Below are 16,835 nucleotides of genomic sequence, written 5' to 3'. Positions count from 1 at the left end.
AGTCTTCCTTACTATACCATTATCAAAAACATTATACATCCATTGTATGTTCTGCAGAACGATTTTAATTCATGATAATCATAAAGATTCCTTGGAAAACCCCAATCAATCCGCCCAATAAAGCTCCTAAATACGTAATCATTTTCAATTCGCTTTTTGTGATAGACAGCACCATTTCTTCCAGACGTTCCACTGGAAACGAAGCAACCTGATCACGGACAATTTCCTGTAATTTCAATTTTTCCATGATAATTGGTACTTTCTTAACCAGAAGAGTCGCAAGTGCATCAATTAAATTTGGCAGCAATCTCCCTTTAACAGTCTCATTCCATTCACCAGTTAATTGAAGGAGTGTCAGATTAGATAAATCAATCTTTTTATAACCAGTTGAGATTCCTTTATGAAGCAAGCTTTTCATTTCATCCAATGTATAAAATTGTTCTACTTCTGAGATTTGCTTTTGTTTTATTTTATGCCACTCATTAAGCAGGATTTGCGTTAGCGTATCCTTAGTGCCTGGATTTGAGAGGAATTTAATAATCTCTGGCTGAAGTTTTTCTCCCATATTCACATTACCTAACAGCATCTGTATAATTCCGCCGAGTTTTCCACGTTCTTTCATGAAGTCATCAGCCATTTTTTGAAGCCTTTCCTTACCTTGATTACTTGCAAAAAAAGCAATCGCTTTATCCAATATATATTTGGAGGTATCCGGTATTTTATGTTCTATTTTTCCCTCTACACTTACTGGAATAAAGGTAGCTAAAGATTTATGCTGATTTTGGCTGTACCAATCTTCTAACCAATCAAATGACTGAACTTCCAGTCTTTTTATGATTGTATCCGGAATATCAGCCATCCCTACTTTTTCAAGCGCCTCCTCTATAGAGATATCAGAAAAAATGGTCTTATCCAGCATATTTTCACCAATTCTCTTAGCCTCTACTTTGACGGCTCCAGTAAGCAATTTATTTTTAATACTCTCAGGAGTGATTAAGTGTTCAACAACCATTTTCCCCATTTGATCTGCCAATTCATCCCGTCTTTTCGGTATTAATCCGGGGGTAAATGGCAAACGTTTTCCAAAAATATAAATAGCCTCATATGGGTGGAATAGCATTTTAATAGCCAAGGCATTAGTAATCCCGCCAATAAGGGCACCCACCACTACCACAGTGACGATTGTTATAACGATATTCATACAGTAGCTCCTTTTTAACTTCCTTTGTGTAATGATTAGTTTAGACTTCTTACTTGTTAAAATGCAACCTTCAAAACCTGGTTTCAACTTATATTATATCGTTCTTTTATTCATAAGGTATTAATAAATATGAATCGTGTATTTAAAACGGTATAATAATTATTATTTCTATCAATTTAGAATTTGAGGTGTATCTATGATTAGTCATTTTGATTGGAAATCATTATATGAAACAGAAAAAATACCTGGTTGGAAGTTTTCCTTTTACTATGAAAAAAAAAGGTGTAAAGGAATTTACCATAAAGACGGTTCCATTACCTGGGTTAACACCATCATCGAGGACGAAACGAAGAGAGAATTAGAATCCCGAGTACACGAATTAATGCTTTATCATATATATGATAATCAATAGACTATGATATAGGATATATGGAGGATTATTATGAACACTGACTTACTTAAACTCTTTCCCGACGCAATCCGTGTTCCAAATCCACTGGAGGATCCGTCTTATTATTGGTATATAGAAAATCCGAATGAATATATTGGTATTCCCAAATGGTCTGTAACGTCTGATCAAATAGCCATATTAAATGCTTTTATGAAGCCTTTTTTTCTTCATACTGAAAAGTTGAATAAATCAGCCCAGCAAGTTCAGTGGCATAGCCTTTTATATCAGCAAGACTCTGAACCATTACATAAAATAGATGATAGCTCTTACCGATTTATCCATTATCAGCTGCCAAACAGTGATATCAATATTGCAGACTTTTCCGACGCTATAAATGGTTTCTTTCATGCCCCCGTTATATGTTGGAAAGACCCCTATAGCGGCGTCATCATCGAGAATACCAAATCAGTCATGCTTACAAATCAAGATTTCAACGCTATCATTCATACTCTTGAGAGTGATTTATATGCATATATCCGCTTATTTATCGGAAATAATTATCCTCTTACCGAGGACATAATGACAAATTTCGATTCCGAAGATACATGTTTTAAAACAATATGTCTCTATAATACAAAAGACAAAGTCATCACGTTTTCTTCCGCATTTCTAAACCTTTTATTAATAGGTAAAAATCAAGCTTTATGTATTACGCTTGCTAAAAATCTGCTCGGCACGTTAGAAAATGAAAAAGATTTGCTCCGTACTATTAAAATTTACATTGAGGCCAACGCTAATGCGACCGTTGCCGCCAAACAGCTATTTCTCCATCGAAACAGTCTGAATTATCGGCTTGCTAAATTTTATGAAATCACTAATCTGGATGTCCGCAAATTTGAAGATAGCTTATGTGCCTATCTGGCCATCCGCTTACTGGAGCAAACAAATTATCATTAAGTGCAACCCGCCCATGTCCTAATCGATTTATTTGTGCAACATGAACATATATTTTTAACTATTAGACTAGTAAAATAAATTGTGAAAAGGGTTTCATTATTAAATGGTTTTTTAAGGAGGACATTATAAAGATGGCTGAGCTAAAATTAGAACATATTTATAAAGTTTATGACAATAAAGTAACTGCAGTTACCGATTTCAATTTACACATACAGGACAAAGAGTTTATCGTGTTCGTAGGCCCTTCTGGATGTGGTAAATCCACGACCTTACGTATGATCGCCGGATTAGAGGAAATATCTAAAGGTGATTTTTATATTGATGATAAACGAGTAAATGATGTACCGCCAAAAGACCGTGATATTGCAATGGTTTTCCAGAACTATGCTCTGTATCCACATATGAGTGTGTATGATAATATGGCTTTTGGATTAAAGCTACGTAAATTTGATAAAGCTGAAATCGATCGCCGTGTGAAGGATGCTGCGCGTATTCTTGGACTTGAAGAATATTTAAATCGTAAACCAAAAGCCCTATCCGGTGGTCAACGTCAACGTGTTGCATTGGGCCGTGCCATTGTTCGTGATGCTAAAGTATTCCTTATGGATGAACCTTTGTCAAATCTTGATGCTAAATTGCGTGTACAAATGCGCGCCGAGATTGCTAAGCTCCACCAAAGATTGAATACTACTACCATTTATGTGACGCATGACCAAACTGAAGCAATGACGATGGCTACTCGCCTTGTTGTTATGAAAGATGGCTTAATTCATCAAGTTGGTGCACCTAAAGATGTTTACGAAAAACCCGAGAACATCTTTGTAGGTGGATTTATCGGATCTCCTGCTATGAACTTTCTTTCTGGTTCTTTAGAAGATGGCTATTTTGTAACTGGCAGTACACGCATTGCTGTTCCTGAAGGTAAATTAAGCTATCTTCGTCAAAAAGGCTATATAGGCAAAGAAGTAGTACTTGGTATTCGTCCAGAGGATATTAATGATGAACCTATATTCATAGATGCTTCTCCAGGTTCAACAGTTACCTGCCAAATTGAAGTAGCAGAACTCATGGGTGCTGAAACAATGCTCTATACACAAATTGAAGGCCAATCCATCGTAGCACGCATTGATTCCCGTACTGATATCAAACCAATGGATACCTTGAAATTAGGACTTGATATGAACAAAGCTCACTTCTTTGATAAAGACACTGAGGTTAGAATTCGCCCTTAATATTTGAGTTAAATGAAGCCAATTTCCTTTATGGATTTGGCTTTTTTGTTTCTTTTCAGATACGGTACTGCCCTTTCCTTTTTACCAGACCTCTAAAAAGACCCTAAATATCCATTTCATGAATCGATATTACTTTATCTTTTCCACATTGGCTGCAAGACAAAAGATGTCTGCATATAGACTGGTTCACCGATTGAGGGTCACCATCTATTTCCTTCTGTATATCCGTTTCCAGATATGCACTGTAATCATCGTAGTAATCCATAACCTTTCCAAAATCATCCATATTATTATGACATGCTATACATGGATATACGATGGAGGTTAGACCATTGCATAAAGGACATTCCATACAACCCGCCCCTAACTTCGTCTTTCCATTAGCGTTTCACTTAATCAGATTTTTTATGTTTATCTAGGTCAATTAATATTTACCTGTTTACACAATGTCAGTCCCCCAATTTTTTCTAATTATATCTGTGTATAAATTAAAATGAACCTTTCCATACTAGCTACTAGAAAGACGAAAACTTATAACCTTGGGTCAAGCCGTTAAAGGGCTTTGGGGATTCCACACGATAATCTCCTACTAGTCGGTTCAAATCCGACTGACCCAACCAAACTAAAATTAATTTTTATGGAGGAGCTTATACATGAATCAAAATAGATCAAACAGCAATTCATCTAATGAATTGGTTGCTCCAGGAGCAGCAGAAGCAATCAATCAAATGAAATACGAAATTTCTAACGAATTCGGGGTACAACTGGGTGCTGATACAACAGCGCGTGCGAACGGATCTGTTGGAGGAGAAATTACCAAAAGACTGGTTCGTATGGGCGAACAACAAATCAGCGGTAAATCTCAATCTTAATTAAAACTTCATAATTTAATGGACAAAACCCCCTTCCGTATATTCCGGAAGGGGGTTACTTTTCGTTATTTAAGATTTCTGTTTGACCATATCTTTCGGATTCACCCATTGATCAAATTCATCCGATGTTAAATAACCTGATTTTAAGGCTGCTTCTTTTAATGTACTATTATCTTTAAAAGCAAGCTTGGCAATTTCAGCTGCTTTCTCATATCCAATATGCGGATTCAATGCTGTTACGAGCATAAGTGAGGATTCTACATTCTTTTGAATACTTTTTATATTCGCCTCAAGTCCTACCAAGCAATTAACCCTGAAAGATTTAAGAGCATCTGACAATAATCTGGCTGATTGCAGGAAGTTATACGCAATGACAGGTTTGAACACATTCAATTCAAAATTACCCTGGCTGGCTGCAAATCCAATAGCTGCATCATTTCCAAATACTTGTACTGCAACCATTGTTAAAGCTTCACTTTGTGTCGGGTTTACCTTACCAGGCATAATAGAGCTTCCAGGTTCATTGGCCGGGATCGTAAGCTCTCCAATTCCACTGCGAGGGCCGCTTGCCAACCAGCGAATATCATTGGCAACCTTCATGGCATCCATAGCCAGTGCTTTTAATGCCCCGTGTGCATAAACGATTTCATCATGGCTGGTTAGTGCATGAAATTTATTTGGTGAAGAACTGAAGCTATAGCCAGTCTGTTCAGAAAGATAACCCGCTGTTTTATCGCCAAATTCCATATGTGCATTAATACCCGTTCCAACAGCTGTACCACCGATCGCCAGGCTCAGTAATTTCTCTGAGCTTTCTCTAATCATCTGTTCAGAACGTTCAAAGCTATATCTCCAACCGCTTATTTCCTGGCCAAGTGTTAATGGAGTAGCATCCTGCAAATGGGTACGTCCAATCTTAACAATGTCCATGAATTCCTGTTCTTTTTCTTGAAGCACTTTTATAAAAGCAGTTATTTCAGGTAGTACATTTTTATGAATTGCCTCATAGGCAGCAATATGCAGGGCAGTAGGATATGTATCATTAGAACTTTGCGACATATTTACATCATCATTTGGATGCAAGGTTGCTTCAGACCCATTTTCTTTCAACCATTCATTCCCTTTACGTGCCACCACTTCATTAATATTCATATTACTTTGAGTACCGGACCCAGTTTGCCATACTTTAAGAGGAAAATGATTATCTAAATTTCCTTCAATAATCTCATCACAAACATATGATATGGCATTCTTTTTTTCTTCAGCTAAATTACCTAATTCATAATTGGAATATGCCGCCGCTTTTTTCAGTTCTGCAAAGGCATATACAATCTCAATCGGCATTAATTCTTGTCCAATCTTAAAGTTATTACGGCTGCGTTCTGTTTGAGCTCCCCAATAACGATCAGCTGGAACACGTACTTCTCCCATTGTATCTTTTTCAATCCGATATTCCACCTTCATCATCCCCTATTTAAAATTATCTCACTATTAAGAACATACTCTCTATTATGGCAAACGGTCAAATGATAGCGCTTAAATTTTATTCTTAAAAGACTCCTGTATTCCAAAGCGCATGTCTAATAAAAAAACCAAAGTCATGACAATAGCTATACCAAGCGTGACAAACCCATCTATTATGTATACAATTATCAAGTTAAAACAGATAATTAACCTCTTATCTACATAAATAGAAAATAAAAATATCTCATGTTGAAAACTATACCGAGATTATTCCAGTTCACCATAATATCCCCACACTATCTATTTTTTGTTTAACTGATATAGCATCGGGTAAATAGTATATATATCCTTCATAAACACAGATGAAAAGGTGAGATAAATGGAAAAATATGAAATGGGTTCTACTGAACTTTCTATTGACAAACAAATTACACTACCACAATTAATGTGTATTGCACAATATGCCAAAAACTATGATGGATCAATAAATCTGGAGAAAAATGGCCAGGAAATTGATGTTAGAAATATTTCTTCATTAACAGCATTTTTCTTAACATTAGGTCAAGATGCTCATATCAAGGTTCTTGTTAAAGGGGAAAATGCACAAGCTGCAATCGATCATATCGAAAATATCTGTCTGGAAGAGAGTACTGAGTTAACTCCATCAATGTCTTAATCCAAAATACAGAAAAGCACATTTGAAACCGTAACATTTACGATTTCAAATGTGCTTTTTTCATTTTCACTTAACTGATAATCCGGATCCATATTTTATCTGAGGAACATCCCACGCTTAATTCTTCCAGCGATTGAGCCAATCCTCAAAACTCTTATTGATTTTTTCCTTTTGCTCAATCCAATAGTTTTTAAAACGATTCTTTTCTGCTTCCTTCTCCATATCATTAATGGTTGGGACATCAAAAGTTTCACGTTCCATATTTTGCAATGCACCTGTCATAATTTCTTTAAAAACAATATTTGCACCTCTTGTTTTATCTTTTAAAAGATACTGATTAACTGTCGTTCTGTCATATCCCATCCACACTGCACCAACGAGGTTAGGAGAATAGCCGACAAACCATTCATCTTTTACCGCATTTTGCGCTGACACTCCATTTACCTGAGTTGAACCTGTTTTACCGGCTATATCTCTATTCTGTACTTTTGCATTTGTTCCGGTTCCATCTTCATGCTCTACGACACCCTTAAGCATCGCTGTCATATTTTCTGCTACTTCTTTTGTCGTAACCTTTGTTTCTTTTCCTTTAAATTCATCTACTTCTTGTCCATTGGCATCTTCAATCTTTTGGATAAGATGCGATTCCTGACGTATTCCTTCATTTGCAAAAACAGAATAAGCAGAGGCGATTTCTAAAGGAGATACACCTTCATGTAAACCTCCTAAAGCCAGACCAAGATTTCGATCCTCCTTTTTTAACTTAATGCCAAACTTCTCTGCATAATCTATTCCAGTTTGAATACCTATTTCATTTAAAAGCCAAACAGCAGGGATATTTTTAGATTTATAGACAGCCTCAAACATAGGGATCTCCCCCTCATACTGGTCATTATAATTCTTTGGGTTATAATCTCCGGCAAATTTCATTTCCTCATCTATAATTAAATCTGCGGGTTTATATCCCTTTTCAAGAGCAGGCGCATATACCGCAAGCGGCTTCATAACTGAACCTGGCTGGGCCTTTAATTGGGTTGCCCTGTTGTATCCAAGAAAAACATGCTCCCCTCTTCCCCCCACCAGTGCCCTCACGCCCCCTGTCTTGGGATCAAGTAAAACTGCACCGCTCTGCACAAGCTCATTTGTATTTGAACCTTTGGCGAATAAATCATCTTGTTGATAGACCTTTTCGATCGCTCCCTGCATACTTGTATCTAATTCAGTATAGATTTTGTACCCGCCCGTTAATAACTCATCCTGGACAATTCCATATTCTTTACTGGCTTCCGCAATCACTTGGTCTACATAGTATGGATACATGCCTTTTAACGGGTCGCTTAATTCTGTCAATTTAATTTCAGTTTTAACTGCTGATTCTCTTTCTTCATCCGTAATAAAACCGCTATTTTTCATTTGCTTGAGCACGACCTTCTGTCTGTTTTTAGCGGCATCATAATTTTTATATGGATCTAAAGAAGAGGGTGCGTGTATTAAACCGGCCAGCAAAGCAGCCTCTGATAAATTAATTTTTTCAACTTCTTTACCAAAATATACTTTGCTGGCATTCTGAATTCCCCAGGCTCCATGACCAAAATAAATTTGATTTAAATACATTTCCATGATTTCATCTTTTGTGTATTCACGTTCAATCTGGCTGGCAATTGCAACTTCTTTTAGCTTTCTTTTTAACGTTTGTTCAGGAGTTAGCAACGTTATTTTTGCCAGTTGCTGCGTAATGGTACTTCCACCCTGTACGACTGAGCCTGCTGTGAAATTTTTGTATGCAGCCCGAATAATTCCTTTATAATCAATCCCAGTGTGTTCATAAAAACGTCGGTCTTCTATCGAAATCACTGCATCAATAACATGTTGCGGAATTTTATCGATTGAAACACCTTCCGTTTTATTTGCTGAAATTTTACTTGCCTCTTCTCCATTCATGTCATAAATAATAGTTGGCTGCATAAGTTCAGTTTTTAAATGAGACAAATCTACTTCCTGATTAAAAAGTATATAAAAAAATACACTTATGATAAGACCTACAAAAGATATTCCAAGCAGAAGAATCTGTAATAGACGAGAATGGTCGAATATACCCAGTGCTTTTTTAAAATACTTTTGACGCATCCTTATTTCCCTCCACTTATAATCAATTAAATTTATATGTATTTTTACATATTATACACAAAAAATAAAAAAACAACTGATAGACAGTTGTTTACCTTCACTCTATTTTCATTTAATAAACTCATTATTCGAGGCTTCAATTTCCTTATGCAATATCTCCATATACATATAAACAATTTGCTTTACTTTAACATCTGCTCCCAAAACATCCAAATGAGTTAAGCATTTTTTTATAATAGGGTGAATACCTTGGGGTTGTTTATCTTTGAACATCCACATCACCTCTTTTTTCTATAACACAAGAATACAGGAAATTTACCGGTATGACCACTGGTCTTTTGTCATATTTATCTAATTATCGATTAGTTTAGAGATATCGTACAATATAATCGTTTTCTCCAGCAAATTAAGTAAAATCAGGTCATTTGATACTTTACACTTATTGCTACAGAACAGCATCTTATAGGCAGATTGATACAGAGATACATGTAATATGTTTCCATCCATCTGATTTAGGATAAATAATAAAGGAGAGAAAAAAATGGAAGGGACTGAATCTATATGTTCAAACATATATTAGTGGCGTTTGATGGCTCAGATTCGGCAAAATTAGGTTTATCAATGGGACTAGATCTTTGTAAGAGTAATGAAAACTCATTGTTGTCAGTTGTATATGTTTATGAGGAAACTAATGAGGCCTCTATTCCAGATGAAACATTTGTCACTTCCAGCAATGCACCATTCTATGCAGACTCCAGCCAGGGTCAAACCATCTTATCAGAAAAGAGTCATCTAATAAACAACAGCACATCTACGAGTACTCAGCTTGAGGAAATTGAAAGATATGTAAACAGTCTTGAAGATAATAATTTGATTCATTCACATTTTGTTGTACTCGAAGGGGACACGGATGATATGATTCTCCAATACGCAGAGAAAGAAGGTGCCGATTTAATTATTGTCGGCAACAGCAGCAGTTCCGGCCTTCGTAAATTATTCCTTGGAAGTATTTCCGAAAAAATTATAAGTAATTCCAATTGCCCTGTTTTAGTCGCTAAATAAAGACTAAATGTACCTGATCCTACTAATATGACCTCCTGCTTTTCTGCAAAGAAACAGGAGGTCATCCATTTGCCTTCTCAAATCGAAAACTCCTTAAATTAAAAGAGACATTCCAGGAAAACTTCATTCATATGTACCGCAGGAATCTCTCTTATTCCAAACATTATGATTGCAGAACTTTATTGACTAATTCTTTAAATTTACTATGGACATCGTTTTCATTTAATGAGCTATAAATCCGGTATTGATCCTCGTCCAGAATCCGGTAGTGTTCACTTATCATATTTTGCTGCAGAACATACCCTCCTTCAAGCAGAATATCTTTCCACCATACCTTGCCGCCAAGCATTTTTTCTTTTCTGTAATCAATTCTTTCTCTTGAAACCGTTTCAATAACTTCGAGTGGATCCCCGCCAAATAATGTCTGCACAGTTAAGGTTTCACGAAACAATGAAACGACAGCCACAACAGTTGTCCAGCTTGCTTCATTGCGTTCCTTTTCGATCTGCACCAATGTTTTTTTGGAAATTCCTATTATTTCAGCCATCTTGTCTTGTGTATAATCAACCTCCACACGGATTAATCTCATACGTTCAGATATTAGACGAATAATCTCATCCTTACTCATAAACATCCCTCTTCCCATCTATAAATTAATATTTTATACTCTCCACAATCAATGTTCACTACTACTATTATAATAGAAATAAATGGAAAAGAGGTACTATAATGTATATATTTACTAATTTTTTTATATTCCCTTGTTCTTCTTCCTAAAAACCTACTTAGAATAAAAGTAAAGGTCAAAAGAACCAGTCTATACTAAAAATAATAATTCATTAAGAATAGAGAAATAGTACACAGTAGGTATAAGCGAAACACAAAAAGGCTCTCAATGATGTTGAGAGTCCAGATATAGTGATTTATTCATTTAAGAATGATGTGCGGGCTTTCTGAGGATGACTCGCGGTGCGGCAGCAAATAAAAGCATCATAATAAATCCGCTAACAATCACACTTGGCAACATGTAGGATAAATTATACAGTAACGAAAATACAGCGACCGATTGGCCATCGGCCGAACCAGAACCAAAGAACACGATTCCGGCAATAAAATGAGCGATAAAACGCAGAGTACTACCGAGTAAGATTCCCATTAGGACCATACCAGAAGTTTTCAAGTCCTTCTTTCTAATTCCTTCTCTTTCAACATACTTAAACACAAGTCCTGCTAAGCCAACTACCGTATAGGCAACAATATAATCAAGGAGCCCTTGAATAGGGTGCATGATATAAGCAGTTCCTGATAATATTTGCAATAGACCAAGCAGTAATCCTGTTGTTACGCCCCCTTTGACACCCCAGCGATACGCCATTAAAAAAACAGGTACCATAGCAATTGACACGCTTCCTCCCTGCGGCCATAAACTGAAAGACAGAACACCGGCCAATAAATCAAAGATAAATGCCAAAGCAGAAAAAACAGAAATCTCCACCATAAATAATAATCGGTTGTTTCTCATTGTACTTCCCCTTTCTATCAAGAGTTTTGAATAGTCATCTCAAGTCTTGATCGGGCATAAACAAAATACAAAAAAGCAATGCGCGCACAAAATGGCTCGCATTGCTTACATTTACATTCATTCAGCCACATTCCTACGCTAGTGTTAACTAACAGGTTCAAAGGGTCAGAACTCATTCGTTCACTCTCAGCCACTGGCTCCCCTTGTGGAATACTATTCATTTCTTACATCGTACTAATTTTGCCATCTATAAGCAAGCATTTACTTTTCAAAACTAAACTAATTAGGCAGTCATTTCTTCTACTTCTATTTCTGATGCTTCATTTTCCCTTTCTTCGCGTTTCTTTTCAGATTCAGCAATGATAAGAGCACAAGATGCATCTCCTGTGATATTAACTGCTGTTCTAGTCATATCAAGTAAACGATCAATACCCAAGATCAATCCTACACCTTCAACTGGAAGGCCAACCTGTCCAAGAACCATGGTCAGCATGATTAATCCCACACCTGGTACTCCCGCTGTTCCAATACTTGCAAGAACAGCTGTTAATATTACGGTAATTAATTGCGTCATCGTAAGTTCCACGCCATAGGCTTGGGCAATAAATACAGTGGCAACCCCTTGCATGATAGCTGTTCCATCCATATTAATGGTAGCACCAAGTGGCTGTACAAAACTGCTGATGCTTTTTGGTACTTTCAACTCTTTTTGTGTAAGCTCCATAGCTACCGGCAAAGTTGCACTGCTCGATGAAGTACTAAAACCTACTGTCATAGCTGGGAAAAACTTCTTGAAAAATTCAATTGGATTACGTCTCGCAAATATTGTAATGGCTCCCCCATATGTGAAAATGGTATGAATCAGCAATGCCAATAGAACGACGATCATATAAAGACCCATATTTTTAATAGCTGGGAGACCCTGATTGCCAATAGCAGTTGCTATCAAGGCAAAAGTCGCATACGGTGCTGCTTTCATAATAAGGTTAACTAAATACATCAGTACCTCATTACCTTGCTCCAAGAGGTTAATAATACCCTTTGTTTTCTCACCAAGAGCCGTAATGGCAATCCCAAAGAAAATAGACATTACAATTACTTGGAGCATATTTCCTTCAGCCATCGCCTGAATTGGATTCTTTGGAATGATATTAATGAGAGTTTCAGAAAAAGAGGGGGCTGTAGTGGCTGTATATTCAGCCGAGGCAATATCAAAATTACCTCCATTCCCTGGTTTAATGACTAAGGCAAGGAATATACCAATTGTGATGGCAAATGCAGTTGTAGACAGGAAATAAAGAATTGTTTTACCACCAATCCTGCCGAGTTTTTTAGGATCACCCAAACCTGCTGTACCCAAAGTGATTGAAATGAGTACAATCGGGACTACTAACATTGTGATGGCATTAATAAACAGATTGCCAATTGGTGAAAATGCTACAGTATTTAAGATTTCAAATAATTGAGGTGAAAAAATATTAAGAGCTAATCCTACAATCGCACCAATAAATAATCCTAATATAATTCTAATTGTAAGGTTCATAGATGCCCTCCTTCAATTTTTTATATTATCAATTTAATAATCCTCCCTAATAAGGAGGATTTATCAAAAGTACATCTAACTAATCAGATGCATTTTTTATTATTATAATATAATAATAGTAGATTATTCCTAAGATGACAATGGAAAGAATTACAGGAGGGATTTATGGTGTTACTGAGTCTTAATTTGAGCTAAATTGGAATCTAAAAACGATGTAGGAAATAATAATAAGTATCGTATTTCATGGGATATTTTTTCTTAGTTCTCTTTATATATATATAACGAACATTTTCCATTTTCAATAACTCATCCAATAAAAAAAGACGCAATATATACGTCTTTTCGGAAAACAGCTTGCCGTTTATCAAGTTATATATATTATAATTAATGATTTTTTAAATCTACTTGCTTCTTGTACTCTGATGTATTTTCAGCCATTATTTCATTACCCAGAACAAAGGGACCTGAAATAAACACATTCGTAAATATTTCATTACGCGATTTTGTCTTTTCAATGATTACTCCCTGCACTTTGAATTTAGATACGATATCCACCCACACAGTCTCCACCTCTATTTTATACTAATCGATACACATATACCCATGCCGTCAACCCTCAAACCTGAATATGAGCATTTTATTTGACATATACAAATAAATATATTTCATATCGAAAGTATATGTATATAGCACTATATTTATGTTATTTATGAAAATAATTCCACTCTTTAAATTTTACTAAATTACTGAAAAAAAGATAGTCCCATTTTTCATTTTGGAGAAAATACAAGTAACGAATAAATTGGGATTAAAAACAAATGCTATTCATTTGAATATTTAATATAATGGTTAGTAATAACTCTTTTTCCAATACTTCTCTTATTAATCAAGGGGTGATTTACATGGGAAGTTGATGGCCAAATACATTCATATTATCGATATTATAAATTTAACCGATTGAGCTAAAACACCAGCTAATTACTACAGGAGGTGACTCCTTGACCGCCATAAACGGTTAAAGGAAATTTATTGGACATATGGAATTTGGTTTTTATAGCCATTTTGATTGCATTAACCGCTTTTTTTGTTGCATCGGAGTTCGCAATTGTTAAAATTCGATCTTCACGGATAGATCAATTACTGGAAGAAGGAAATCAAAGGGCAATTAGTACAAAAAAGATCATTACTAATCTGGATGAATACTTGTCTGCCTGTCAGCTCGGAATAACAGTTACAGCACTTGCACTTGGCTGGATAGGTGAAGATACATTTGCCTCTATCATATCTCCGTTCATGTCAATATTGTCATTACCGGATACCGTTTCGAAAACCCTGACCATCACCCTGTCTTTCATGTTAATAACATTTATTCATGTAGTTATTGGTGAATTAGCACCAAAGACTATTGCCATTCAAAAAGCGGAAGCAATTGCTCTTCTTATCTCTAAGCCACTTATGACGTTCTACAAAATAATGTATCCATTTATTTGGGCGCTTAATGGTTCCGCCAGACTTACTGCAAAATTAGTCGGGGTCGAACCTGCATCGGAACATGAGATAGCACATACTGAAGAAGAACTGCAAATTATTCTTTCTGATAGCTTGAAGAGCGGCGAAATCAACCAATCTGAATTTAAATATGTAAATAATATATTTGAATTTGATAACCGAATCGCTAAAGAAATTATGGTACCACGAACAGAAATGATTTCCTTATCAAAAGATAACCTGGTAAAAGATTTTATTGATGTATTTCATGCAGAGAAATTCACCCGCTATCCGGTTATTGATGGGGATAAGGATCACATCATCGGATTAGTGAATGTAAAAGAAATACTGACAGATGTTGTCCAGCATAAACAGGTTACAACGGTTACTTTGGAACCCTATATCAGGCCTATCATCCGTGTTATCGATACATTTCCAATTCATGATTTATTAGTCAAGATGCAATCCGATCGCATCCACATGGCCGTATTAATGGATGAATACGGCGGAACTTCAGGATTGGTTACTATTGAAGATATTGTAGAAGAAATTGTCGGAGAAATCCGCGATGAATTCGATGCTGACGAAGTACCTGAGATTCGTAAAAATTCAGATGGTTCCTATATCATTGATTCAAAAGTATTACTGAGTGAAATCAATGACTTACTTGGCACTGATTTAGACGATACCGATATCGATACAATAGGCGGATGGGTGCTAACTGAAAATTATGATGCTAAGCTGGGGGATACTGTCGATCTTGGGAGCTTCGAAGTTACCATCATTGATATGGAAGACCATCATATACGCTATGTTGAAATCAAAAAAAAGGTTAGCGAGTTTCAGCTTTTAGAAGCCTCGCATAAAAGTATCGTCAAGAACGATAACGTACTGTTCTCCTAAACACAAATGAACCATTTTTTAAATACTGGACTGTACCTTCAATTAGGATAAAATTACTTAATTGGAGATGCAGTCTTTTTAATTTATGTCATCTATCTCAAGACCGCTACAATAACCTGCAATCATTTAAACAATAATGTACTTTTTTAGGTAATAAAAAAGCAGAACCCCTATCAGGTTCTGCTCTATAGTCATTCGGTTAGTACGGTTGTTTTTGTCTTATACAATTTATAAAGCCTTATAATATTTTGGGAAATCGTTTTTACAACAGCATAGGTTGGGACGGCCAATATCATCCCCATTATGCCTGCTAAACTTCCGGCAACCAATAAGATCATGATTATGGTCAGCGGATGAATATTAAGTGATTTCCCAATAATTAGTGGAGATATTAAATTTCCATCTAATTGTTGAACAACTAAAATCACCACAATAACAAAAATAGCTGTTAAAGGAGACTGAAATAAACCGACAACCACTGCAGGTGCAGCACCAATAAATGGACCTACATATGGAATGATATTAGTAACAGCAAGTACCAACCCCAGTGTCAGGGCATATGGTAAATCCAAAATTAAGAAACCGATAAAACAACTGGCACCAACAAAAATACAGACAACAATTTGTCCCTGTATATAACTTGCTAATGTCTCAGAAGTTTCGTGAATGATAACCATACCTTCTTTTCTAAAAGAAGCTGGCAAAAATCTCATGATCGCATTTGGAAGCTTATTTCCATCCTTCAGCATATAAAAGAGGATGAACGGTACTGTTATGATAATTAATGTCAAATTCGTGATAAAGGAGAAAACGGCCGAGACTCCAGTCGTGATATTCTTTGTCACATTTGTTGTAAATTCAAGCAATCGGTCTTTTAGTTGGTCGATTTGCACAAAATCCTGTTGGATTACATACTTAACCAACGGGGAATCAGATGCGTCCTCAATAATTTTTATAATATCATCGATAAATTTTGGAGTATTGACGACTAAATCCGTTATTTGCTCTGAAACAACCGGTCCAACTGTTGCTCCTCCAAATATGAATAAACCAATCAGAGCTATGTATAGTATCAGTATTCCTATGATTTTTGGTATTTTACGCTTCACCATAAATTTTAAAAACGGATTTAACAAATAAAACAAAAACCCTGATATTAAGATTGGAAAAAAGAGCGTAGAAATGAAGATTCCAATTGGGTTAAATAAAAAAGAAATTTTTGTGCTAACAAAAATGACCAGCATGATCAATAGAATTTCCAATGTCCAAAAATGTAATTTTGATTTCAATTATATCCTCCTCTCCTTATATTCGTTTATTGACCATTATATCTCATTTATCAACCGAAAAAAACATTTCATAATCCAAGCAGACAAAATGGCAATCAGCAAGCTCTT

General features: G+C 35.9%; 17 protein-coding genes and 1 riboswitch. Of the genes, 7 read left to right on the top strand and 10 right to left on the bottom strand.

Going from position 1 to position 16,835, the window contains the following annotated elements:
* Positions 1-64 precede the first annotated feature (64 nt).
* On the bottom strand, positions 65-1,201 hold the full coding sequence (locus tag AC4G3L_RS07855; protein WP_491076404.1) for a DUF445 domain-containing protein: 1,137 nt from the start codon (positions 1,199-1,201) through the stop codon (positions 65-67).
* A gap of 196 nt (positions 1,202-1,397) precedes the next feature.
* Here AC4G3L_RS07855 and AC4G3L_RS07850 point away from each other — a divergent pair, with 196 nt between their 5' ends.
* From AC4G3L_RS07850 to AC4G3L_RS07840, 3 genes are all read left to right on the top strand, one after another.
* On the top strand, positions 1,398-1,613 hold the full coding sequence (locus AC4G3L_RS07850; RefSeq protein WP_491076403.1) for a YheE family protein: 216 nt from the start codon (positions 1,398-1,400) through the stop codon (positions 1,611-1,613).
* A gap of 30 nt (positions 1,614-1,643) precedes the next feature.
* A complete protein-coding gene (locus AC4G3L_RS07845; protein ID WP_491076402.1) occupies positions 1,644-2,549 on the top strand; it encodes a PucR family transcriptional regulator in 906 nt (301 codons plus the stop codon).
* A gap of 131 nt (positions 2,550-2,680) precedes the next feature.
* Positions 2,681-3,781, top strand: a complete 1,101-nt coding sequence (locus AC4G3L_RS07840) for an ABC transporter ATP-binding protein (protein WP_491076401.1) — start codon at positions 2,681-2,683, stop codon at positions 3,779-3,781.
* Positions 3,782-3,884: 103 nt separating this feature from the next.
* Here the strand turns inward: AC4G3L_RS07840 and AC4G3L_RS07835 are convergent, their stop codons facing one another.
* Positions 3,885-4,133, bottom strand: coding sequence for a hypothetical protein (locus AC4G3L_RS07835; RefSeq protein ID WP_491076400.1), 249 nt, complete (start codon positions 4,131-4,133; stop codon positions 3,885-3,887).
* A 301-nt stretch (positions 4,134-4,434) separates the two neighbouring features.
* On the opposite strand from AC4G3L_RS07835, the gene AC4G3L_RS07830 reads away from it, so the two are divergent.
* Positions 4,435-4,653 carry an alpha/beta-type small acid-soluble spore protein gene (locus AC4G3L_RS07830; protein WP_491076399.1) on the top strand — a complete coding sequence of 73 codons (219 nt, stop codon included), beginning with the start codon at positions 4,435-4,437 and terminating at the stop codon, positions 4,651-4,653.
* Positions 4,654-4,722: 69 nt separating this feature from the next.
* Here AC4G3L_RS07830 and fumC read toward each other — a convergent pair whose 3' ends face one another.
* The gene (fumC, locus tag AC4G3L_RS07825) at positions 4,723-6,111 is read right to left on the bottom strand and encodes a class II fumarate hydratase (RefSeq protein ID WP_491076398.1); all 1,389 of its coding nucleotides are present in this window, start codon (positions 6,109-6,111) and stop codon (positions 4,723-4,725) included.
* Between the two features lie 385 nt (positions 6,112-6,496).
* Between fumC and AC4G3L_RS07820 the strand changes: the two genes are divergently transcribed.
* Entirely contained in the window at positions 6,497-6,793 is a 297-nt protein-coding gene (locus AC4G3L_RS07820) for an HPr family phosphocarrier protein (protein ID WP_491076397.1), read from the top strand.
* A 117-nt stretch (positions 6,794-6,910) separates the two neighbouring features.
* Here the strand turns inward: AC4G3L_RS07820 and AC4G3L_RS07815 are convergent, their stop codons facing one another.
* Together AC4G3L_RS07815 and AC4G3L_RS07810 are read right to left on the bottom strand one after the other, a co-directional pair.
* A complete protein-coding gene (locus AC4G3L_RS07815) occupies positions 6,911-8,920 on the bottom strand; it encodes a transglycosylase domain-containing protein (RefSeq protein WP_491076396.1) in 2,010 nt (669 codons plus the stop codon).
* A 108-nt stretch (positions 8,921-9,028) separates the two neighbouring features.
* Complete coding sequence (locus AC4G3L_RS07810) at positions 9,029-9,193, bottom strand: hypothetical protein (RefSeq protein ID WP_491076395.1); 165 nt, start codon at positions 9,191-9,193, stop codon at positions 9,029-9,031.
* A 288-nt stretch (positions 9,194-9,481) separates the two neighbouring features.
* Here AC4G3L_RS07810 and AC4G3L_RS07805 point away from each other — a divergent pair, with 288 nt between their 5' ends.
* Positions 9,482-9,982 (top strand): universal stress protein, encoded by a 501-nt coding sequence (locus tag AC4G3L_RS07805; RefSeq protein WP_491076394.1) that lies wholly within the window; start codon positions 9,482-9,484, stop codon positions 9,980-9,982.
* Positions 9,983-10,145: 163 nt separating this feature from the next.
* Here AC4G3L_RS07805 and AC4G3L_RS07800 read toward each other — a convergent pair whose 3' ends face one another.
* The 4 genes from AC4G3L_RS07800 to AC4G3L_RS07785 all read right to left on the bottom strand — a co-directional run bounded on the left by AC4G3L_RS07800 (position 10,146) and on the right by AC4G3L_RS07785 (position 13,602).
* Positions 10,146-10,610, bottom strand: a complete 465-nt coding sequence (locus AC4G3L_RS07800; RefSeq protein ID WP_491076393.1) for a helix-turn-helix domain-containing protein — start codon at positions 10,608-10,610, stop codon at positions 10,146-10,148.
* Positions 10,611-10,913: 303 nt separating this feature from the next.
* Positions 10,914-11,504, bottom strand: coding sequence for an energy-coupled thiamine transporter ThiT (gene thiT / locus AC4G3L_RS07795; RefSeq protein ID WP_491076392.1), 591 nt, complete (start codon positions 11,502-11,504; stop codon positions 10,914-10,916).
* A gap of 113 nt (positions 11,505-11,617) precedes the next feature.
* A riboswitch (TPP riboswitch) is annotated at positions 11,618-11,718 on the bottom strand.
* A gap of 69 nt (positions 11,719-11,787) precedes the next feature.
* Positions 11,788-13,047, bottom strand: coding sequence for a dicarboxylate/amino acid:cation symporter (locus AC4G3L_RS07790; RefSeq protein WP_491076391.1), 1,260 nt, complete (start codon positions 13,045-13,047; stop codon positions 11,788-11,790).
* 384 nt (positions 13,048-13,431) lie between these two features.
* Entirely contained in the window at positions 13,432-13,602 is a 171-nt protein-coding gene (locus AC4G3L_RS07785; RefSeq protein ID WP_491076390.1) for a hypothetical protein, read from the bottom strand.
* 474 nt (positions 13,603-14,076) lie between these two features.
* Here AC4G3L_RS07785 and AC4G3L_RS07780 point away from each other — a divergent pair, with 474 nt between their 5' ends.
* On the top strand, positions 14,077-15,438 hold the full coding sequence (locus tag AC4G3L_RS07780) for a hemolysin family protein (protein WP_491076389.1): 1,362 nt from the start codon (positions 14,077-14,079) through the stop codon (positions 15,436-15,438).
* 191 nt (positions 15,439-15,629) lie between these two features.
* Here AC4G3L_RS07780 and AC4G3L_RS07775 read toward each other — a convergent pair whose 3' ends face one another.
* Positions 15,630-16,682: an AI-2E family transporter gene (locus AC4G3L_RS07775; RefSeq protein WP_491077168.1), complete on the bottom strand. Its 1,053-nt coding sequence runs from the start codon at positions 16,680-16,682 to the stop codon at positions 15,630-15,632.
* Positions 16,683-16,835: the final 153 nt, after the last annotated feature.

The organism is Bacillus sp. z33, from assembly GCF_058313615.1.
The sequence above is the reverse complement of the archived record's forward strand: the minus strand, read 5'-3'. Positions and strand labels throughout refer to the sequence as shown.